This is a genomic window from Micromonospora sp. DT63 (assembly GCF_049841615.1).
In the GTDB taxonomy this organism is placed as follows: domain Bacteria; phylum Actinomycetota; class Actinomycetes; order Mycobacteriales; family Micromonosporaceae; genus Micromonospora.
Genome location: NZ_JBNCKQ010000002.1, coordinates 214,539 through 236,848, shown reverse-complemented (window position 1 = coordinate 236,848; position 22,310 = coordinate 214,539). Strand labels below are relative to the sequence as shown.

The following is a 22,310-nucleotide window of genomic DNA, read 5'->3' as shown; positions in this document are numbered from 1 at the left end:
GTGGAGGCGGTCTGCCTCTGCGCCCGGCGGTGAAACTTTTCTTGGTGCCCCCGGCAGGATTCGAACCTGCGCCCCCGCCTCCGGAGGGCGGTGCTCTATCCCCTGAGCTACGGGGGCTCAGCGACTGGAGAAGACTAGCAAACCTCCTCCGCGTACGCCGAATCGGTATCGGACGAGCCGATCGTGTCGGTGATCGGCCCGTCCGTGCTCAGGCCGCTGCGATGGCCCGCCCACAACTGGGCAGCGGGTGCAGGACGATCCGCCGGGGGAGCCGGCGTGGCCACTCGTTGCGCGGCCAGGACCCGTCCACGATCAGGTGCACCGTGCGCTGCTCCTCGCCGCTGAGTCGCAGCACGAAGTCGCGGGGGAGCGGCGGGTCCACGGTCGGCGTGGTGATCATGAAGCGCACCCGCCCCCGGGACGAGACCGCGGAGATCACGTCCGCCGCCGGCATGGTGCCGCGCAGCCGGACCCGACCGATCCAGTAGACCTCGGCCAGGTGCTCCTGTGCCGTCCGGGTGATCGCCGGGTACTCGCTGCGTACCCAGCGCTCGACCGCGCTGACGCAGAGCCCGCAGGCCCGCTCGCGCGGTTCCCGCGGACCCAACCCCCAGGCCCGCAGGTACGCCCCGACCGCCCCCGCGTCCAGCGGAAGATTGAACCGGCGCTGGATGAGCGTGGTGAGGCTCTGCCGCGTCCACAACTCCTCGTCCAGGCCGAACTCGTCGGGGTGGACGCCCCGGAGTGTGTCGATCAGTTCGAGTTCCTGTTCGCGACTGAGCGTTCCCGGCTCGCCCTGCCGCTGTCCGCGACGGACGGCTGCCACCGCCCCGTCACCGCCGATGGTGTGGCGTCGGCACCAACTGGTCACCGAGCGCCGTGCGTCTCTGAGTGCAACCCCCACGTCTTGGGCAACGAGCCCGAATCACAACTGGTCACGATATGTATGGAGAAAACTCTCTAAGCAACGTAATCGCCCGTGACGCTCGAATCGACCAAACCGGACTTAAGTGCATGAAGGGTGCGGCCGAGGGGTGGTGAGTGGGTCGGCAGGGGGTGGAATCCGCCCGGAGCCGCCAAGATCCGCACAACTTCCGGGATGTTGCTGCCTCCCGGCGCTGCGAGACAGCAACATCCCGGAAACTGCGCGGATCTTGAGGCAGGGCGGGACGGCAGGGGTGGGGGTGCGGACAGGCGTCGGGCCCGCGTCCACGCCGGCGAGCGGCGGGAACGCGGGCCCGGTGTGCCCGTACGGCCGGTCAGCCCTTGGCCTGCGCCTGGAGCTGCCGGAGGTTGTTCAGCTCGGACTGCTGGGTGGTCTTCATGGTCTGGGCCATGCGGACCACCTCGGCGTTGTCGGTCTCCGCGAGCGCCGCGTCGATCATGTGGATCCCGCCGAGGTGGTGGTTGTACATCAGGGCGAGGAACTGCCGGTCCACCTCGATGCCCTTGGCGTCGCGCAGCGAGGCCATCTGCTCCGGGGTGGCCATGCCCGGCATCAGCCCGTCCTTGACCGCGGCGCCGTCGGACATCCACGACATCGGCGGCTGCGACCCGGTCGGGCTCAGCTGCCAGTCGCGCAGCCAGGTCTGCATGGCGCCGATCTCGCCCTGCTGACCGGTGGCGATGTCGACGGCTATCTGTCGCACCTCGGGCAGCGTCGCCGACCGGTACGCGATCAGGCTCATCTCCACCGCCTGGGCGTGGTGGGTCGTCATGTCCCGCGCGAAGCCCGCCTCGACCGACGAGTCACCGGGTCGGGTGAGGCGAGGGGTGAGCAGGCCGCCGGCGTACCCGATCAGCAGGCCCACCACCACCATGATGGCGAGCGCCGCGACGCCGTAGCGCCGCGCCGGTGCCGGGCCGCCCTCGTGCGGGGCGGCCACGACGTCGTCGTGCTCGGTGTCGGTGGTGGCGGGGGCTGTCATCGCCGTCCTTACTGGGTCGGGGGCTGCTGCTGGAGGTCACGCGGCGTGGTGCCGGTGGCGGTGATGCCCGTGTTGCACAGCGCGGTGGGGCCCTCGACGGAGGCGTTCACCCGCAGGTCCTTGATGAAGTCGTCGATCCGCTTGTCGTCGGCGTTGTCGACCTTGAGCTGGTAGCCCCACGCCTGGAGCGAGATCGGCTTGTCCAGGCCCTCGTACGGGCTCAGCATCGTCTTCTCGACGCCGCGCACCTTGCCGGCGAGCTTGTCGATCTGGTCCTGCGGCAGGCCCGGGCGGTAGGTGATCCAGACCGCGCCGTGCTCAAGACTGTGCACCGCGTTCTCGCTGGCGATCGGGGCGTCGTAGACGTCACCCATGCAGTTCTGCCAGGCCGCGTTGTGCACGCCGCCGACGGGCGGCGAGTACTTGTAGGTGAGCGGGCCGGACTTGTGCGCCTCGTACTTCAAACTGTCCGGATCGGTCTTGCGGTAGTTGACGATGCCGTCGATGGCGTTCGCCCGCTTGTCCCACGGCTTGGAGCCCTGGAACGACGCCCAGGCGCCGTAGCCGATGATGCCGGCGGCCAGCACGCCCACGGTCACGAAGAGCGCGATCGGGCCCCAGGCCCGGCCCTGGCTCACCTTGACCGGGGTGACCGGCTTGCGGGGGCCCTTGCCGCCTGCCCGTGGCGTGCCGGCCGGCTTGCCGGTGCCGGCCTTGGCGCCGGACGCCGGCCGGCCCGCGGCCGGCTTCTTGCCGGTGCTGACCACGGTCGGGCGGCGCTCAGGGCCGCCCGGGGTGCTGATGCTCATCGTGCCTCGTCAGGTCGGTCGGTCAGGGGAGTGGCGGGCCGGATGACGCGCAGGGTTGCCGCCGAGTGCCCGAGTCTACCCCCGATAACATGGTTGGGTGACTCCTGCAGAACTCGCCTCGGTCGTCCTCACCGCCGCCCACGCCGTCTTCACCGACCGTGGTCTGGATCACGCCGCGCTGCCGGAGCACACGGTGGTGGAGCGACCTCGGAACCCCGAGCACGGCGACTACGCCTCCACGCTCGCTCTGCAGTTGAGCAAGAAGGTGGGCGTCCCGCCGCGCGAGCTGGCCACCGCTCTGGCCGACGAGCTGGGCCGGGCGCCGGGGATCAAGTCGGTGGAGATCGCCGGTCCGGGTTTTCTGAACATCCGGCTGGACGCCGCCGCCGCCGGCCAGCTCGCCCGCCTGATCGTCGAGGCCGGCGCGGAGTACGGCCGCAGCGACCGGCTCGCCGGCGAGAAGATCAACCTTGAGTTCGTCTCGGCGAACCCGACCGGCCCGGTGCACATCGGCGGGGTCCGCTGGGCGGCCGTCGGCGACGCGCTGAGCCGGCTGCTGCGGGCCACCGGCGCCGAGGTGGGCACGGAGTACTACTTCAACGACGCCGGCTCCCAGATCGACAGGTTCGCCCGCTCGCTGCTCGCCGCCGCCAAGGGCGAGCCCGCGCCGGAGGACGGCTACGGCGGCGCGTACATCGCCGAGATCGCCGCCGAGGTGCAGGCCCGCCGGCCCGACGTGCTGACCCTCGACGACGCCGCCGCCCAGGAGGTGTTCCGGGTCGAGGGCGTCGCGCTGATGTTCGACGAGATCCGCTCGTCGCTGCGCGACTTCGGGGTGGAGTTCGACACCTACTTCAACGAGAAGGACCTGCACGACCGGGGCGAACTGGACCTCGCACTGGCCCGGCTGCGCGAGCAGGGCCGGGTCTACGAGTCCGAGGGCGCGACCTGGCTGCGCACCACCGACTTCGGTGACGACAAGGACCGGGTGCTGCGCAAGTCCAACGGCGAGTGGACGTACTTCGCCGCGGACTGCGCCTACTACCTCGACAAGCGCGAGCGCGGCTTCGAGCGGGTCGTGATCATGCTCGGCGCCGACCACCACGGCTACATCGGCCGGATGAAGGCGATGGCCGCCTGCTTCGGCGACGACCCGGAGCGCAACCTGGAGATCCTCATCGGGCAGCTGGTCAACCTGCTGCGCGACGGCGCCCCGATGCGGATGAGCAAGCGGGCCGGCACGGTGATCACCCTGGAGGACCTGGTCGAGGCGATCGGCGTGGACGCCTCCCGGTACGCGTTGGCCCGCTACTCCAGCGACTCCCCGATCGACATCGACATCGAGCTGTGGACCCGGGCGACCCGCGACAACCCGGTCTACTACGTGCAGTACGTGGCCGCCCGGACGGCGGGGGTGGCCCGCAATGCCGCCGAGGTGGGGCTGGTCCCGGGTGACGCCGAGGCGTTCCGCCCCGAGCTGCTCGACCACGAGAAGGAGAACGAGCTGCTCAAGGCGCTCGCCGAGTTCCCGGCGGTGGTCGCCACCGCCGCCGAGCTGCGCGAGCCGCACCGGGTGGCCCGCTACCTGGAGGAGAGCGTCGCCGCCTCCTACCACCGCTTCTACGACAACTGCCGGGTGCTGCCGCTGGGCGACGAGGAGGTCACCGACAGGCACCGGGCCCGGCTCTGGCTCAACAACGCCACCCGCACGGTGATCGCCAACGGCCTGCACCTGCTCGGCGTATCCGCACCCGAGAGGATGTGACATGCGGGCTCACGAGGCTGGTGCGCTGCACGCGGACATCAGCAACCAGGGGCCGGCCTGGCTGCGTACCCCGGCCGACGTCAACGACCTCGTGCCGGCGCTGTGGCCGCGCAGCGTGACGCGCGGCGCGGACGGCGCGGTCGCCGTCGCGGGCCTGAGCGTCCGCGACATCGCTGCCGAGTTCGGCACCCCGGTGTACGTCCTCGACGAGGCCGACCTGCGCTCGCGCTGCCGTGACTTCCGGGCGGCCTTCCCGACCGAGGACGTCTTCTACGCGGGCAAGGCGTTCCTCTGCCGCGCGGTGGTCCGGATGATCGCCGAGGAGGGCCTGCACCTCGACGTCTGCACCGGCGGTGAGCTGGCCACCGCGCTCTCGGCGGGGATGCCGCCGGAGCGGATCGGCTTTCACGGCAACAACAAGTCGGTCGCCGAGCTGGGCCGGGCGCTGGACGCCGGGGTGGGTCGGATCATCGTCGACTCGTTCACCGAGATCGACCGGCTCACCGCGCTGGCCCGCGAGCGCGGGGTGCGGCCCCGGGTGCTGGTCCGGGTGACGGTCGGCGTCGAGGCGCACACCCACGAGTTCATCGCCACCGCCCACGAGGACCAGAAGTTCGGCTTCTCGCTGGCCGGCGGCGCGGCAGCCAACGCCGCGTTCAAGATCCTCGACGAGGGTGTGCTGGAGCTGCGCGGCCTGCACTCGCACATCGGCTCGCAGATCTTCGACGCCAGCGGGTTCGAGGTCTCGGCCCGCCGGGTGCTCGCCCTGCAGGCGCAGATCCGCGACGCGCGCGGGGTGGAGCTGCCCGAGCTGGACCTGGGCGGTGGGTTCGGCATCGCGTACACCACGCAGGACGACCCGGCCACCCCACAGGACCTGGCCAAGCGGCTGCGCAAGATCGTCGACTCGGAGTGCGCGGCGGAGAACCTGGCGGTGCCGCACCTGTCGATCGAGCCGGGCCGGGCCATCGTCGGTCCGGCCGTGTTCACCCTCTACGAGGTGGGCACGGTCAAGGACCTCGACGGCCTCCGCACGTACGTCAGCGTCGACGGCGGGATGAGCGACAACATCCGCACCGCGCTCTACGACGCGTCCTACTCGGCGACGCTGGCCTCGCGCGCCTCGACAGCGCAGCCGCTGCTCGCCCGCGTGGTGGGAAAGCATTGTGAGTCCGGGGACATCGTGGTGAAGGATGAATTCCTGCCCGCCGACGTGCAGCCCGGAGATCTTGTCGCGGTGCCCGGCACCGGCGCCTACTGCCGGAGCATGGCCAGCAACTACAACCATGTGCCCCGGCCGCCGGTCGTCGCGGTCCGCGACGGCCAGGCGCGTCTGATCGTCCGGCGGGAGACCGAAGACGATCTGCTGGCATTGGATGTGGGATGACGTCACCTGTGCGCTTGGCACTGCTCGGCTGCGGCACGGTCGGCCAGGAGGTGGTCCGGCTGCTGCACGAGCAGTCGGCCGACCTGGCCGCCCGCATCGGCGCTCCACTGGAGCTCGCCGGCATCGCCGTCCGCCGGCTCGGCCGCGACCGCGGTGACCTTCCGGTCGACGACGCCCTGTTCACCACCGACGCGCTCGGCCTGATCAAACGGGACGACGTCGACGTGGTGATCGAGGTGGTCGGCGGCATCGAGCCGGCTCGCGACTGGCTGGTCGAGGCGCTGCGCGCCGGCAAGAGCGTGGTCACCGCCAACAAGGCGCTGCTCGCCGAGGACGGGGTGGCCCTGCACGAGGCGGCGGCCGAGGGCGGCGGCGACCTCTACTACGAGGCGTCGGTCGCCGGCGCGATCCCGCTGCTGCGCCCGCTACGCGAGTCGCTGCACGGCGATCGGATCAACCGGGTCACCGGCATCGTCAACGGCACCAGCAACTTCATCCTCTCCGCGATGGACACGACAGGCGCCGGGTTCGCGGAGGCCCTGGAGCAGGCCACCGCCCTGGGGTACGCGGAGGCCGACCCGACCGCCGACGTCGAGGGCTTCGACGCCGCGGCCAAGGCCGCCATCCTCTCCTCGCTGGCGTTCCACACCCGGGTCGGCGCCGCCGACGTGCACCGCGAGGGCATCACCGAGGTGACCGCCGCGGACATGGCCAGCGCCCAGGCGATGGGCTGCACGATCAAGCTGCTCTGCATCGCCGCGCGGGGCGTCGACGCGGCCGGTCAGGAGACGGTCAGTGTCCGCGTCCACCCGGCGATGATCCCGCGCAGCCACCCGCTGGCCAGCGTCGGCGACGCGTTCAACGCGGTCTTCGTCGAGGCGGAGGCGGCCGGGCAACTGATGTTCTACGGCCGGGGCGCGGGTGGCGCACCGAGCGCCAGCGCCGTGCTCGGCGACGTGGTGGCGGTGTCCCGCAACCGGCTCGCCGGGGTGCGCGCGGCCAGCGAGAGCGCGTACGCGGCCCTGGCGGTGCGGCCGATGGGCGAGGCGCTGACCCGCTACCACGTGAGCCTGGACGTGGCCGACCGTCCGGGTGTGCTGGCCGCGGTGGCGGGCGTGTTCGCCCGGCACGACGTGTCGATCGCGACCGTCCGGCAGGGCTCGGCGAGCGGCATGCCCGGCCGGGACGGCGACGCCGAGCTGGTCATCGTCACCCACGTGGCGCCGGACGCCGCGCTCGCCGCGACAGTGGTCGAGCTGCGCGGGCTGGACATCGTCCGGTCGGTGACGAGTGTGCTGCGGGTCGAGGGCGGCGCCTGAGTCGTTGAACCACCGGGGCGGCCCGCCCGTCCCGCCAGGTGGGTAACCCGGGGTGTGCCCTCGATGGCTGCGGCAGGGTGGTCCAGGGTGGCCTGATGCTCGGGTCGGTGCAGAGGTAGAGGCGAGGAGAGCGACATGTGGCGGGGTCTGATCGAGGCGTACCGGGATCGGCTGCCGGTCACCGCGGCCACGCCGGTCGTCACGTTGCACGAGGGGAACACCCCGCTGCTGCCGGCGCCCGTGCTCTCGGCCCGGCTCGGCTGCGACGTCTACCTGAAGGTGGAGGGCGCCAACCCGACCGGCTCCTTCAAGGACCGGGGGATGACCCTCGCGGTCTCCAAGGCGGTCGAGGCCGGCAACAAGGCGATCATCTGCGCCTCCACCGGCAACACCAGCGCCTCCGCCGCGGCGTACGCGGCCCGGGCCGGGCTGACCTGCGCGGTGCTGGTGCCGCAGGGCAAGATCGCCCTCGGCAAGTTGGCCCAGGCGCTGGTGCACGGGGCGAAGCTGCTCCAGGTCAGCGGCAATTTCGACGACTGCCTCGCGCTCGCCGCCAAGCTGGCCCAGGATCACCCGGTCGCGCTGGTCAACTCGGTGAACATCGACCGGCTGCACGGCCAGAAGACCGCCGCCTTCGAGATCGTCGAGGCGCTCGGCGACGCCCCCGACATCCACTGCCTGCCCGTCGGTAACGCCGGCAACATCTCCGCGTACTGGATGGGATATTCCGAGGAGCACGCCGCCGGCACGACCACGCGGGCGCCGAAGATGTACGGCTTCCAGGCGTCCGGGGCGGCGCCGATCGTGACCGGCCAGGTCGTGCCGGAGCCGTCGACGATCGCCACCGCCATCCGGATCGGCAACCCGGCGAGCTGGACCAAGGCGCTCGACGCCCGGGACGCCTCCGGCGGTCTGATCGCGGCGGTGACCGACCGGGAGATCCTCTCCGCGTACCGGCTGCTCGCCCGCGAGGTGGGGGTCTTCGTCGAGCTGGGCAGCGCGGCCAGCGTGGCCGGCCTGCTCCAGCAGGCCGCGGCGGGCGCGGTTCCGGCCGGCTCGACGGTGGTCTGCACGGTGACCGGTCACGGCCTGAAGGACCCGGAGTGGGCGATCTCCACCGCGCCCGCTCCGGTGACCATCGGCAACGATCCGCTGGCCGCGGCCCGCGCCCTCGACCTGGCCTGAGAGCGGTACGACCCACCGGCGGTGGGCCGCCCTGGGGGCGGCGGGGGTCCAGGTGATCGAGTCCGGCACACTTTCACCTATCCCCGCCCGCATTCTCTTTCAGGAGTGAGCCAGGCCGATGTCGCTGCTCGCCAGATTCAGCCTCGCCAACCGAGGGCTGGTCGCCCTCATCGCGGTGGTGATTACGGCGTTCGGAGCGTTCGCCGTGCCGTCGCTGAAGCAGCAACTGCTGCCGTCGCTCGAGTTCCCGGCCGCGTTCATCGTGGCGCCCTATCCCGGTGCCGGTCCCGAGATCGTCGAGTCGCAGGTGACCGAGCCGATCGAGAACGCCCTGCAGGGCATCCCGGGGCTGGACAAGGTCACCTCCACGTCCCGCGAGGGGGCGGCCACCGTCCAGGTGCAGTACGAGTTCGGCACCGACCTGGACGACGTGGTCAACAAGATGCAGACCGCGCTGAGCCGGATCGACGCCCAGCTGCCGGAGAGCGTCGACCCGCAGGTCATCGCGGGCAGCACGGACGACCTGCCGGCGGTGGTGCTGGCCGCGGCCGGCGGCGCCGACGAGCGGGCGCTCGCCGAGAAGCTGCGCGCGACTGTGGTGCCGGAGCTGGAGGGCATCGACGGAGTCCGCACTGTCGAGGTGACCGGGACCCGCGACGACGTCGTGGTGGTCACCCCGGATCCGGCGAAGCTGGCCGCGGCGAAGGTCCAGCCGACCGCCATCGGCGCTGCGTTGAAGACCAACGGCGTGTCGGTGCCGGCAGGTGCGGTGACCGACGGCGGCCTCGCGCTGCCGGTGCAGGTCGGGACGCCGGTCGTGACCCTGGACGACCTGCGCGGCATCATCATCGCGCCCGGCGCGGCACCGGTTCGTCTCGGTGACGTGGCGACTGTCGAGCAGCAGCTCGCCCCGGCCACCGCGATCACCCGGACCAACGGCAAGGACAGCCTCGGCATCGCCGTCACCGCGTCCCCGGACGGCAACGCGGTGGAGATCTCCCACGAGATCCAGGACCGGCTGGCCGACCTGAAGGACGCCTCCGGCGCGGAGCTGACGGTGGTCTTCGACCAGGCGCCGTTCGTGGAGAAGTCGATCAAGTCGTTGACCACCGAGGGCCTGCTGGGTCTGCTGATGGCGGTCATCGTCATCCTGGTCTTCCTGCTGTCGGTGCGCTCGACAGTGGTCACCGCGGTCTCCATCCCGCTCTCCGTGCTGGTGGCGCTGCTCGCTCTGTGGATCGGCGACTACTCGCTCAACCTGCTCACCCTCGGCGCGTTGACCATCGCGGTGGGCCGGGTGGTGGACGACTCGATCGTGGTGTTGGAGAACATCAAACGACACCTGGAGTACGGCGAGGAGAAGCGCCAGGCGATCATCACCGGCGTCCGTGAGGTGGCCGGCGCGGTGACCGCGTCCACCCTCACGACGGTGGCGGTGTTCGCACCGATCGCGCTGGTCGGCGGGTTCGTCGGGCAGCTCTTCGCGCCGTTCGCGATCACGGTGACGGTGGCGCTGCTCGCCTCGCTGCTCGTCTCGCTGACGGTGATCCCGGTGCTGGCGTACTGGTTCCTCAAGCCGCGCGGCGGCACTGTCGACGACGAGGCGGTGCGCCGCGACGCCGAGGAGAAGGAGCTGCGCAACCCGTTGCAGCGGGCGTACCTGCCGGTGATCGGGTTCGCCACCCGCAAGCGGTCGACCCGCTGGATCACCGTCGGGCTCGGCCTGCTGGTGCTCTTCGGCACCTTCGGGTTGGCGCAGAAGCTGGAGACGAACTTCCTGGACGACTCCGGTCAGGACACGCTCAGCTTCCGGCAGGAGCTGCCGGCGGGCAGCGGCCTGGCGGCCACCGACGCGGCGGCGAAGCAGGTCGAGGCGGTCCTCGGGCGGGTCGACGGGGTCGAGACCTACCAGGTGACCGCCGGTGGCGGCGACAACCCGTGGGCGGGCGGCGGAGGCAACAACGTCGCGAGCTGGTCGTTGGCGCTTGACGGCAACACCGACGCCAAGCAGGTTCGTGAGGAGCTGCGCCGGGAGTTCGACAAGATCGGCACCAGCCTGGGCGAGGTCAGCTTCGGCGGTGGTCAGGAGGCCTCGACCAGCCAGCTGGAGGTGATCGTCCAGGCCAGTGACCCGGAGGTGCTGACCCGCGCCGCCGAGGAGGCCCGGACGGCGATGGCCGGTGTCCCGGACGTCGAGGACGTCACCACGAGCCTCGCCGCGCGGGTGCCGAGGGTCGACGTGACAGTCGACCGGGTCGCCGCCGGTCGGGTGGGCCTCACCGAGGCCGCCGTTGGTCAGCTCGTGTCGCAGGCGTTCCGTGGCGCTCCGCTGGGGCAGGTGGCACTCGACGGCCGCCAGCAGAACGTGGTGCTGCGGCTGAGCGCGGCCGCTCCGGTGTCGCTGGAGCAGCTGCGGGCACTTCCGGTCGGGCCGGTGAAGCTGGACGACATCGCGGACGTCACCCAGGCCGAGGGGCCGCAGCAGGTCACGCGGATCGACGGTGAGCGCAGCGTCTCGGTGACCGGCGCCGCGACCGGTTCGAACCTGGGCGCGACCACCAAGGAGTTGCAGAAGCGGCTCGACGGCATCGACGTGCCGGGGGCGAGCTTCACCATCGGTGGGGTCAGCGCCGATCAGGCGGATGCCTTCGGCGACCTGGGCCTGGCGGTGCTGGCCGCCATCGCGATCGTGTTCCTGATCATGGTGGCCACGTTCCGGAGCCTCACCCAGGCATTGATCCTGCTGATCTCCATCCCCTTCGCGTCGACAGGCGCGATCGGTCTGCTGCTGGCCACCGGGACGCCGCTGGGAGTGCCAGCGCTGATCGGTGTGCTGATGCTCGTCGGCATCGTGGTGACCAACGCGATCGTGCTGCTCGATCTGATCAACCAGTACCGGGCGCAGGGCATGGGGGTCCGGGAGGCGGTGGTCGAGGGTGGCCGGCGCCGGCTGCGCCCGATCCTGATGACCGCGGTCGCGACGATCTTCGCGCTGCTGCCGATGGCCCTCGGGCTGACCGGCGAGGGCGGCTTCATCTCGCAGCCCCTGGCGGTCGTGGTGATCGGTGGTCTGCTCAGCTCGACGCTGTTGACGCTGATCCTGGTGCCGACGCTCTACACGATGGTCGAGCGCACCAAGGAGTCGCTGCGGGAGCGTCGCCGTCGGCGGCGATCCGGCGAGCCGGCGGTGACCGAGCCGACCGGGCCGGAGGGCGTCGAGGCGGACGGCCCGAACCAGGTGGCCGTGCCGACGGGCGCACCGGTGTCGACGGCGGCCGACGGCACGCAGCCGGCGGCGGCACGCCCCGCCCCGTCGGGCGCGTTGGTGGACGGCACGGACCAGTTCGAGGTGCTGCGGCTGCCCCGGAGCCGCACCTCGCCGCTGCCCCCGTCGGAGCCGACCGAGCCGACCGAGTAGTCGGACGACGACCCGTAACGCCCCCGGCAGGTTCGCCCGCCGGGGGCGTTCGGCCGTGCGGCCGCGGACACTCCGATCGGTCGACCGATGCTGCACTTTGCGTCACATCTTGCATACTCCAGGTAGGCATGGCGAGGTGACGGCGAGCGGGGCGGGTGGATGACCGAGAGCGCGCACGGGTGGTCCCGGCGCGATCTGCTGCGCCGGGGGGCGCTCGTGGTGACCGGGGCGGCCGCCGGGGCGGGCGTCACCGACGTCTGGCTCACCCATCGGCGGTTGCCGCTCGCCGGCGGCCCGGCCAGCGCCACCGTCGGCAACGGGCCGCAGGACGTCGGCTCGGGCGTGGTGCCGGTCATCTGGTCGGGGTCGACCACGCAGCGGCTGGTCGCGCTCACCTTCGACGACGGGCCGGCGCCACAGTGGACGCCCATGGTGTTGGACACCCTCGCCCAGCACCGGGTGCCCGCGACGTTCTTCCTGGTCGGCGCTCAGGCCCGGAAGCACGCCGACCTCGTACGCGACAGGCTCGGCGAGCACGAGGTGGGCAACCACAGCTGGGCGCACCGGGACCTCGCCCGGCTGGACGCCGCCGCGGCGTACGACGACCTGCGCCGCAGCCACGACACGATCGCCGAGGTGACCGGCCGGCCACCGCGGCTGGTCCGCCCGCCGTACGGCCACCTGGGTGGTGCGGTGCTGCATGCGGCATCGCGGCTGAACTACCGGCTGGTGCTCTGGTCGTTGCAGATGGTGGAGCGGGAGTTTCCCGACGACCCGGCCGGCCACGCCCGGCGGATCGTGGCCAACGTGCGGCCGGGGACGATCGTTCTCGGGCACGACGTCGGTGACCGGAGACGTCTGGTCGCGCTGCACGGCCTCCCCGACATGATCGCCGGGCTGCGGGCGCGTGGCTACACCTTCGTCACCGTCTCGGCGCTGCTGGGACCCGGTGTGGCCCCCACACCGACCGGGTAGGGTCCCGCTCCGTGGCGTCCACCCTCTCGGTCCTTACCGGCAATCGGAGCTTTCGCAATCTCTTCCTCGCCGAGCTGGTGGTCTTCGGCGCTGACTGGTTCGTCATGGTGCCGCTGCTGGTGCTGCTGCCGCAGCTGACCGGCAGTGGGGTCTGGGGCGCCCTGGTGCTGGCGGTGGACACCGGCATCGTGGCGCTGCTGCTGCCGTACACCGGCACGATCGCCGACCGCTTCGACCGGCGGAAGATCATGATCGCCGCGAACGTGGCCGCGCTGGCCGGCGTGCTGCTGCTCCTCGGCGTCCGCGACCGCGGTACGGCCTGGCTGGCGCTGGTGGCGATCGGTGCCGTCGCGGTCGCCAAGGCGTTCTACTCGCCGGCCGCCCAGGCCGCGCTCCCCAACGTCCTGGAGCCGCACGAGTTGGCCGCCGGTAACGCCGTGGCCGGCTCGGCCTGGGGCACCATGACTGTGGTGGGCGCCTCACTGGGTGGTGTGCTCAGCTCGGCTGCCGGCCCGTACGTCTGCTTCTGGGTGGCGGCGGTCGGCCTGGCGGTGGCCGCGGGCCTCGCCACCCGGATCCGCCGGCCGTTGCAGGCGGCCCGGGACCCGGAGGTGCCGGCGCAGCGGACCTGGTCGGCGGTCCGCGAGGCGCTCGGCTACATCGGGCACCGGCCGCGGGTGCTGGCGCTGGTCACGGTCAAGTCGGCGGTCGGCCTGGGCAACGGTGTGCTGACCGTGTTTCCGCTGCTCGCCGGCGTCTACGGGGTCGGTTCGCTGGGCGCGGGCCTGCTCTTCGCGGTGCGGGGAGCCGGCGCGCTGGTCGGGCCGATCCTGATGCGGCGGGTGTTGACCAACCGATCCTGGCTGCTGCCCGGGCTCGCGCTGTCCATGTCGCTGTACGGCCTGTCCTACCTGGGCACGTCGGTGGTGCGCTGGTTCCCGCTGGTGCTGCTGCTGGTCTTCGTGGCGCACTTCGCGGGCGGCAGCAACTGGGTGATGTCGAACTTCGCCCTGCAGGGCGAGGTGCCGGACCGGCTGCGCGGGCGGGTCTTCGCCACCGACATGATGCTCGCGACGCTGGCCATCTCGGTGAGTCAACTGGCGGTTGCCCTGGTGGTGGACGTGGTGGACGAACGGGTGGTGCTGGCCGGCTGCGGACTGGTGACCCTCGTGTACGCGGTCGGCTGGCGGATCGCCACCCGCCGGCTGTCGCTGACCGACCCGGTCGCCGAACCGGTTCCCGACCCGGCCGGCTGAACCCCGGCGGTCCCATGGTGCGGGCGACCGACCGGATCGTCGGTGCCGGGCCCTAGCATGGGCGCGTGCCGAACTTCACCGACGGGCCGGTCCGGGTCCGGGTCCCCGCGACCAGCGCCAACCTCGGTCCGGGCTTCGACGCGCTGGGGCTCGCCCTCGGGCTCTACGACGACCTGGCCGCCGAGGTCGTGTCCGCCGGCGTCCAGGTGACTGTCAGCGGCCAGGGCGCCGGTGAGCTGCCGGCCGACGATCGGCACCTGGTGGTGCGGGCCATGCGGGCCACCTTCGACGTTCTCGGCGCGCAGCCCGCGGGCCTCAGCGTCGAGTGCGTCAACCGGATCCCGCAGGCGCGCGGCCTGGGCTCGTCGTCGGCCGCCATCGTCGCCGGGGTGCTGCTGGCCCGTGCCCTGGTCGCCGACGGCGAGCACCGGCTGGACGAGCCCGGCGTGCTCCGGCTGGCCGCCGAGATCGAGGGCCATCCGGACAACGTCGCCCCGTGTCTGCTCGGCGGTTTCACGGTGGCCTGGTCCGAGCCGGGCGGTGCCCGCGCGGTGTCCCTGCCGGTCGCGTCCGGCGTACGACCGACGGTTTTCGTGCCGGCCGAGCGCGGCCTGACCGCTACCGCGCGGGCCGCGCTGCCGGCCACCGTGCCCCACGCCGACGCCGCGTTGACCGCCGGGCGGGCGGCGCTGCTGGTGCACGCGCTCACCAGCGACCCGGTGTTGTTGCTGCCGGCGACCGTCGACCGCCTCCACCAGGACTACCGGGCACCCGGGATGCCGGGCACATCGGCCCTGGTCAGCGAGTTGCGAGCGGCGGGTGTGGCGGCTGTGGTCAGTGGGGCCGGGCCGAGTGTGCTGGCGCTCAGCGCGCCGCCGCCGAGCCTCGAGGTGGGAACAGACTGGCAGATCTGGCAGTTACCGATAGACGTCAGCGGCGCCCGGGTTGCCCGGGGTAGACTTGGACACGCCGAGCGGGACCCTGTTGCCGCAGGTCGGAAGAGTTGATTACGCTCTAGACCTAGCACAGCCGCGAAGCACGCGATCTCCTGCGGGGCGGCGCACCCCCGAAGCTCTCGGCGGTCAGCCCGTCACCCCTGCCAAGGCCCACGCCGCACCGCAGTTTCCACAGGTCGCCGCAGACGGCGAGACCTGCCCACCGACTTTTGGTGGGTCGGGAAACCACCGGCTGCTGTGTCACAGACTCCCGCGACGCGTCCTTGCGAGGCGGGTGCACCGAGGCCGCCCGGCCACCTGAGCTCCGACTCCGGGCAGTCCCGGCCTTATCGAGGGAAGGAATCCATTGAGCGACACCACCGACGTGACGTCGGATGTTTCCAACGTCGCTGGCGATGCCACCGCTGCCGCTCCCGCCCGTCGTCGGCGCAGCGGCACCGGTCTGTCGGCGATGCTGCTGCCAGAGCTGCAGAGCCTGGCTGCGTCGCTCGGCATCTCCGGCACGGCTCGCATGCGCAAGGGTGAGCTGATCGCCGCGATCTCCGAGCGGCAGGGCGGCAACGCCGCCGGGACCCCTCGACCGCGAGCCGAGGTCGCGGCTGCGGCCGCTCCGGCCCGTGAGGAGGTGCGGGAGACCGTGGATCGCCCGGCGGCCGAGAGCCGCAGCACCGACCAGACGCCGGCCGAGCCGGCTACCGCGACCGAGGGCCGTGGCCGTACCCGGCGCAGCCGGACCGCCCCGGCCGAATCCCGTGCCTCCGAGGCCGGCACTTCCGAGCCGCGCGCCGCGGAGGCGCGTTCCTCCGAGGTCCGTCCCGCTGAGGCCCGCACCGACGAGGTGGAGGCCGGCGAGCGGTCCGACCGTGGCGAGAACCGCCGCGACCGCGCCGAGCGCAACGACCGCGCGGAGCGTGCCGACCGCGCCGAGCGTGCCGACCGTGGTGAGCGGGCCGAGCGCAACGATCGGGGCGAGCGTGCCGACCGTGGCGAGCGGGCCGAGCGCACCGAACGGACCGAGCGCAACGAGCGCAACGATCGCGGTGAGCGCAACGATCGCGGTGAGCGGGGCGAGCGTAACGATCGGGGCGAGCGTGCCGACCGTGGTGAACGGGCCGAGCGCAACGATCGGGGCGAGCGTGCCGAGCGTGCCGAGCGGGGCGACCGTAACGAGCGCAACGACCGGGGCGAGCGGGCCGAGCGCAACGACCGTTCGGAGCGCGGCGACCGCAATGACCGTGGTCAGCGTGTCGAGCGGGACAACGACGACGACGACGGCGAGGGCGGCGGTCGGCGTGGCCGGCGCAGCCGCTTCCGGGACCGTCGGCGCGGCCGTGGCGAGCGGGCGGAGACCGGTGGTGACACCGGTGGCCGTGAGCCGCAGGTCGGCGAGGACGACGTGCTCGTCCCCGTGGCCGGCATCATCGACGTGCTCGACAACTACGCCTTCGTGCGGACGACCGGTTACCTGGCCGGCCCGAACGACGTGTACGTCTCGATGTCCCAGATCAAGAAGTACGGCCTGCGCCGCGGTGACGCGATCACCGGCGCGGTGCGCGCTGCCCGCGACGGCGGCAACACCGGTGACCAGCGGCGGGACAAGTACAACCCGCTGATGCGGCTGGACACGATCAACGGGATGGAGCCGGACGAGGCGCGGCGGCGGCCCGAGTTCTACAAGCTCACGCCGCTCTACCCGCAGGAGCGCCTGCGGCTGGAGACCGAGCCGCACATCCTGACCACCCGGGTCATCGACCTGGTCATGCCGATCGGCAAGGGCCAGCGGGCACTCATCCAGTCGCCGCCGAAGGCGGGTAAGACGATGGTGCTCCAGGCGATCGCGAACGCGATCACCCGGAACAACCCGGAGTGCCACCTCATGGTGGTGCTGGTCGACGAGCGGCCCGAAGAGGTCACCGACATGCAGCGGTCGATCAAGGGCGAGGTCATCGCGGCCACGTTCGACCGTCCGCCGCAGGACCACACGACGGTGGCGGAGCTGGCGATCGAGCGGGCCAAGCGCCTGGTCGAGTTGGGCCACGACGTCGTCGTGCTGCTCGACTCGGTGACCCGGCTCGGTCGGTCGTACAACCTGGCGGCGCCGGCCAGCGGCCGGATCATGTCGGGTGGTATCGACTCCACCGCGCTCTACCCGCCGAAGCGCTTCCTCGGCGCGGCCCGCAACATCGAGAACGGCGGGTCGCTGACCATCATCGCCACGGCGCTGGTGGAGACCGGGTCCATGGCGGACACGGTCATCTTCGAGGAGTTCAAGGGCACCGGCAACGCCGAGTTGAAGCTGGACCGGAAGATCGCCGACAAGCGGACCTTCCCGGCCATCGACATCAACCCGTCCGGCACCCGTAAGGAAGAGGTCCTGCTCGCGCCCGAGGAGCTGGCCATCATCCACAAGCTCCGCAAGGTGCTGCACTCGCTGGACTCGCAGGCGGCGATGGACCTCCTGCTGGACCGGCTCAAGCAGTCCCGCACCAACATCGAGTTCCTGATGCAGATCGCGAAGTCGACGCCGGGGGAGTAACCGTTCCCGGTTGACCGACGACGAAGGGGCACGGCCATCGCGGCCGTGCCCCTTGGTCGTGCCCGCTCATCGTCCTTTGCTCTGCTTCAACCGGCGCAACACTTCGGGGCGCTTTGTGTTGCCTCCGTTGAAGCAGAGCAAAGGGGAGCGAGAGGGGGCGGCCGACCCTGCTCGCACGCCACCAGAGGGGGTTCGGCGGGGGCCAGGAGCCGGGGATGGCGGAATTTTCCTTCGGTTCAGTCGACAGGTCTTGAAACTTCTATTCACTGCCGGGTTGACTGTCGTCCATGCGTACCCGCAGACGATCCGCCCGTCGCACCGGTGTCCTGCTGCTGACGCCGCTGCTCGCCCTGGCCGTGTCGCCGCCGGCCACCGCCGCGCCGCCGGCGCCGTCCGTGGCCGCCCGGCCCGTGGCGTCGCCGCCCGCGCTCCCGGCCACCGCCGCCGAGGACGCACCCGCCGCGTCGTCCCACCCGGCCGACTCGCTCAGCCTCGCCGCCGCCCCGGCCGCCCCGGCCGCCCCGGCCGCCCCGGCCGCCCCGGCCGCCGCCGCTGGCGGGCTGGAGCCGGCCGGCGGCCTGGACACCACGAAGGCCACCCGTCCGGTCGCGCCGGGCGTGCAGCTCACCTCCTTCGACAGGTACGACGCCGACGGCTGGTTGCGCGCCGACGCGCTCACCACCGACCTCGCCGGCGGGTCCACGGTCGACTACGTCAACTCCGGCGCGGTCAGCCGGGCCGAGCCGCTGCGCAAGGCGGTGGACGACTCGCGGGCGGTCGCCGCGGTCAACGGTGACTTCTTCGACATCAACAACTCGGGGGCCGCACAGGGCGTCGGCATCCGCGACGGCGAGCTGATCCAGTCGGCGGTCGGCGGTCACCGCAACGCCGTGGCGGTCACCGCCACCGGGATCGGTCGGGTCGTCGAGGTGAACTTCGACGGCAGCGCCACCCTGCCCACCGGGCCGGTGGCGTTGACCCAGTTCAACAACATGGTGCAGGCCGACGGCATCGGCGCGTTCACCGAGCTGTGGGGGACGTACTCCCGCCAGCGGGCCGTGGAGGGCGCGGCCCGGGTGGTCGAGGTGACCGTGACCGGCGGCCGGGTGGCCGCGGTGGCCGGCGTGGCCGGCAGCGGCCCGGTCGTCGCCGGCAGCACGGTGCTGCTCGGTCGCGACGCCGGAGCGGACGCGCTGGCCGGGCTGCACGTCGGTGACCCGGTCTCGGTGACCTGGCGGCCGAAGTCGTCCGACGGGAGCGCCCTGCACGCGGCGGTCGGGGGCGGCAACGTCCTGGTCCGCGACGGCGTCGTGCAGAGCATCGCCGACGCGACCCTCGCCCCGCGTACGGCTGTCGGGTTCAGCGCCGACGGCCGAAAGATGATCATGCTGACGGTGGACGGTCGGCAGGTCGACAGCCGAGGCGTGACGCAGACCGAGATGGGCCGGATGATGGCCGAGCTGGGCGCCCGGGACGCGCTCAACCTCGACGGTGGCGGATCGTCCACGCTGCTGGCCCGGGAGCCCGGCGCGTCGACCGTGCAGGTGGAGAACGGCCCCTCCGACGGCAGCGAACGGGCGGTGCCCAACGGCCTGGCGATCTACGCGCCCAAGGGCAGCGGCCGGCTCACCGGCTACTGGGTCGAGACGGCCAGCGACCCCACCGCCGCCCCGGGCGTCTCCCCGGTGCGCGGCGGCCGGCCCGACCGGGTCTTCCCCGGGCTGACCCGCACCCTCACCGCGGCCGGCTACGACGAGACGTACGGCCCGGCGGCGGGTGCGCCCACCTGGCGGGCGACCCCGGCGGTACGTGGCCGCGTCGACCGCGACGGTGTCTTCCACGCCGGCACTCCGGGAACCAGCACGATCACCGCCGCCCGGGGTCGGGCGACCGGCTCGCTGGGCCTGACCGTCCTGGGCCCGCTGACCCGGCTCGGCGCCACGGTGCCACGGATCGGGCTGACCGGCCGGGACGGCAACGCCCTGGTCGGAGTGGTCGGCTACGACGCCGAGGGCAACACCGCGCCGATCGAGCCGGCGGACCTCACCCTCGACTACGACCGCGACCTGCTGCGGATCACCCCGAACCGGGACGGCAACCTCACCGTCACCGCCCTGCGCGACACCGGCTCCGCGCTGGTGACCGTCCGCGTCGGACGGACGAGCACCGTCCTGCCGGTCACGGTCGGGCTGACCGACGTGCCGGTCGCCGGCTTCGACGACGCGGCGTCCTGGCGGTTCAGCCAGGCCCGGGCCAGCGGCTCGGTCGCGCCGGCACCGGGTCACACCGGCACCGGCCTGAAGATGTCGTACGACTTCAGCCAGTCCACCGGCACCCGGGCCGCGTACGCCGACCCGCCGGCCTGGATCGAGGTCCCCGGCCAGCCGCAGGCCTTCGGCATGTGGATCCACGGCAACGGCACCGGGGAGTGGCCGAGCCTGCACCTGCACGACGCGCAGGACACCCAGCACGTGCTGCGCGGCCCGCTGATCACCTGGACCGGCTGGCGGTACGTGGAGTTCGCGGTGCCGGCCGGCGTGCAGTACCCGGTACGGGTGCGCCGCTTCTACGTGGCCGAGACCAACGCCGCCGCGCAGTACCGCAGCGAAGTGATCATCGATGACCTGGTGGCGAAGGTGCCGCCGACGATCGACGTGCCGCCAGTGGCCCCGCGTACCGACCGGGTGGTGGTCCGCGACGGCACGGTGGACGGTGCCCCCTGGCGGTTCGCGGTGCTCTCCGACGCCCAGTTCGTCGCCGCCGACCCGGACAGCGACCTGGTCGCCCAGGCCCGGCGGACGCTGCGCGAGGTGAAGGCCGCCCGGCCGGACTTCCTGCTGATCAACGGTGACTTCGTGGACACGGCCTATCCGGCCGACTTCGCGCTGGCCCGGCGCATCCTCGACGAGGAGCTGGGCGACGCGCTGCCCTGGTACTACGTCCCCGGCAACCACGAGATCATGGGTGCCCCGATCAGCAACTTCGCTGCCGCGTTCGGCGCCACCTCACGGGCGTTCGACCACGCCGGCACCCGGTTCGTCACCCTGAACTCGTCCACCGGGACGCTGCGGGGTGGCGGCTTCGACCAGGTACGGATGCTGCGCGAGACGCTGGACGCGGCGGCCACCGATCCGCGCGTCGGCTCGGTCGTCGTCCTGCACCACCACCCGCCGCGGGACCCGAGCCCGGCGCAGGCCAGCCAGCTCGGTGACCGCAAGGAGGCGGCGCTGCTGGAACAGTGGCTGGCCGACTTCCAGCACCGCACCGGCAAGGGCGCGCTGTTCGTGGGCGGGCACGTCGGCACCTTCCACGCCGACCGGGTCGACGGGGTGCCGTACGTGATCAACGGCAACTCGGGCAAGACGCCGTCGACCCCCGCCGACCAGGGCGGGTTCACCGGCTGGACGGAGTTCGGTGTCGATCCGGTCACTCCGGCCGAGGCCGACCGGGCCCGTCGCGACCCGCTCGCCGAGGGGCCACGCTGGGTGGACGCGGAGTTCCACGCCCACACCGATCGGCTCGCGCTGAACGCCCCGGCCAGCGTCGCGGTAGGCGCACCGGCGACGGTCACCGCCACGCTGACCCAACCCGGCGGGCGTACGGTCCCGGTGGCCGCACCGGTCAGCGCGGACTGGTCCGCCTCGCCCGCGGTGCACATCGGCGGGGCGGCCGGGGTGCGTCCCTGGCACACGGCCCGGTTCGACCCGGCCACCGGCACCCTGACGGCACTGCGGCCCGGCGCCCCGGTACGCCTCACCGTCGCCGTCAACGGCGTCCTCGCCGAGGCCACCGTCGCCCTCACCCGGTGAGCCGTCCGGACGGCCCTCCGTACGCGCGGGGGGCCGTCCGGACGCACATCAGAAGTCGCCCTCGGCCACCTGGAACACGGTGAGGCCGAGGGCTCGCCACATCTGGACCACCTGGACACGGTCGTCGAAGACGCCGGCCACCCGGTAACGGTCCCGGATCTCCCGGTCGTAGATCTCCCGCTTCACCATCGAGTCCTTGCGGGAGTCGCCGACGGCCCGCAGGTGCAGGCCGAGGTAGGGGACCCGGACATGCCGGGCCAGCCACGCCTCGGTGGCCTCCCGCGCGGAGGCGTCCCGCCCGGAGCAGAAGACCACCCCGTACCCGGCCGCGTGCATCGCCCGGACCGCCGCGATCACCGCAGTGTTCGGTTCGTCCTCGCCCACCCGGGTCATGTCGTACGGGCTGCGGGACACGGCCAGCGCGACGGTGCCGTCGATGTCCACCAGGACGATCTCGGGTGGTTCGGTCGACGGCGGGTGCACGACGGCGGGGCGCCCGGTGCGGGCCTGCGGCACCGGCAACGGCAGGGCCCGGCCCACCAGGTACCGCTCGTGCAGCCGACGGATGGCCTCGGCCCCGACCTGCTCGGCCGCGGGGCGGGCGGCGTCGCGGTGCAGGCACTCGTCAAGGGGTACGTCGGTGAAGTCGTGCACCTCGAAATCCGCGCCGTGGCGGGCGGCCAGCTCGGCCCAGTCGCGCAACGTCCGCGAGCGCAGGTTGGTGTCGTCCACGCAGACGTCCGCCCGGGCCCGCAGCAACGCCTCGACCTGGGCCCGCTGTACGACTGTCACCTGCGCCTCGGCCCACTGGGTGAAGAGCCGCTCGCCGTGCAGCATCCGGCGCAGGTCGTCCCGGTTGACCCGGACGACTGACGGCTGGAGCGTGCGGGCGAACGTCGTCTTGCCCGAGGCGGGCAGTCCCCGGGTGGCGATCAGGCGGGTCATGGGCGCCCCTCGGGCTCGACGG

General features: G+C 72.4%; 14 protein-coding genes and 1 tRNA gene. 10 read left to right on the top strand and 5 right to left on the bottom strand.

The annotated features are described in order from the left end of the window. Positions 1-42: 42 nt before the first annotated feature. From ACLQ27_RS07790 to ACLQ27_RS07775, 4 genes are all read right to left on the bottom strand, one after another. Positions 43-117 (bottom strand) — tRNA-Arg (locus ACLQ27_RS07790). A gap of 91 nt (positions 118-208) precedes the next feature. Then, positions 209-904, bottom strand: coding sequence for a winged helix-turn-helix domain-containing protein (locus ACLQ27_RS07785; protein ID WP_234585888.1), 696 nt, complete (start codon positions 902-904; stop codon positions 209-211). Positions 905-1,259: 355 nt separating this feature from the next. Further along, complete coding sequence (locus ACLQ27_RS07780) at positions 1,260-1,928, bottom strand: DUF305 domain-containing protein (RefSeq protein WP_425866105.1); 669 nt, start codon at positions 1,926-1,928, stop codon at positions 1,260-1,262. Positions 1,929-1,936: 8 nt separating this feature from the next. Next, positions 1,937-2,737, bottom strand: coding sequence for a DUF3105 domain-containing protein (locus ACLQ27_RS07775; RefSeq protein WP_425866103.1), 801 nt, complete (start codon positions 2,735-2,737; stop codon positions 1,937-1,939). A 97-nt stretch (positions 2,738-2,834) separates the two neighbouring features. Here ACLQ27_RS07775 and argS point away from each other — a divergent pair, with 97 nt between their 5' ends. The 10 genes from argS to ACLQ27_RS07725 all read left to right on the top strand — a co-directional run bounded on the left by argS (position 2,835) and on the right by ACLQ27_RS07725 (position 21,343). Further along, positions 2,835-4,502 carry an arginine--tRNA ligase gene (gene argS / locus ACLQ27_RS07770; protein ID WP_234585883.1) on the top strand — a complete coding sequence of 556 codons (1,668 nt, stop codon included), beginning with the start codon at positions 2,835-2,837 and terminating at the stop codon, positions 4,500-4,502. 1 nt (position 4,503) lies between these two features. After that, complete coding sequence (lysA, locus tag ACLQ27_RS07765; RefSeq protein ID WP_238687368.1) at positions 4,504-5,889, top strand: diaminopimelate decarboxylase; 1,386 nt, start codon at positions 4,504-4,506, stop codon at positions 5,887-5,889. Between the two features lie 8 nt (positions 5,890-5,897). Continuing rightward, on the top strand, positions 5,898-7,208 hold the full coding sequence (locus ACLQ27_RS07760; RefSeq protein ID WP_357496251.1) for a homoserine dehydrogenase: 1,311 nt from the start codon (positions 5,898-5,900) through the stop codon (positions 7,206-7,208). 135 nt (positions 7,209-7,343) lie between these two features. Then, a complete protein-coding gene (gene thrC, locus ACLQ27_RS07755; RefSeq protein WP_357495978.1) occupies positions 7,344-8,393 on the top strand; it encodes a threonine synthase in 1,050 nt (349 codons plus the stop codon). A gap of 118 nt (positions 8,394-8,511) precedes the next feature. After that, the gene (locus ACLQ27_RS07750; RefSeq protein ID WP_425866100.1) at positions 8,512-11,811 is read left to right on the top strand and encodes an efflux RND transporter permease subunit; all 3,300 of its coding nucleotides are present in this window, start codon (positions 8,512-8,514) and stop codon (positions 11,809-11,811) included. A 159-nt stretch (positions 11,812-11,970) separates the two neighbouring features. Then, positions 11,971-12,786 (top strand): polysaccharide deacetylase family protein, encoded by an 816-nt coding sequence (locus tag ACLQ27_RS07745; RefSeq protein ID WP_425866098.1) that lies wholly within the window; start codon positions 11,971-11,973, stop codon positions 12,784-12,786. Positions 12,787-12,797: 11 nt separating this feature from the next. Further along, positions 12,798-14,042, top strand: coding sequence for an MFS transporter (locus tag ACLQ27_RS07740; protein ID WP_425866096.1), 1,245 nt, complete (start codon positions 12,798-12,800; stop codon positions 14,040-14,042). 65 nt (positions 14,043-14,107) lie between these two features. Next, entirely contained in the window at positions 14,108-15,049 is a 942-nt protein-coding gene (gene thrB / locus ACLQ27_RS07735; protein WP_425866094.1) for a homoserine kinase, read from the top strand. A 295-nt stretch (positions 15,050-15,344) separates the two neighbouring features. Beyond that, positions 15,345-17,534, top strand: coding sequence for a transcription termination factor Rho (gene rho, locus ACLQ27_RS07730; protein ID WP_425866092.1), 2,190 nt, complete (start codon positions 15,345-15,347; stop codon positions 17,532-17,534). A gap of 287 nt (positions 17,535-17,821) precedes the next feature. Next, on the top strand, positions 17,822-21,343 hold the full coding sequence (locus ACLQ27_RS07725) for a phosphodiester glycosidase family protein (RefSeq protein WP_425866091.1): 3,522 nt from the start codon (positions 17,822-17,824) through the stop codon (positions 21,341-21,343). Between the two features lie 48 nt (positions 21,344-21,391). Here the strand turns inward: ACLQ27_RS07725 and ACLQ27_RS07720 are convergent, their stop codons facing one another. Beyond that, a complete protein-coding gene (locus tag ACLQ27_RS07720) occupies positions 21,392-22,288 on the bottom strand; it encodes an AAA family ATPase (protein ID WP_425866089.1) in 897 nt (298 codons plus the stop codon). Between the last annotated feature and the right edge of the window lie 22 nt (positions 22,289-22,310).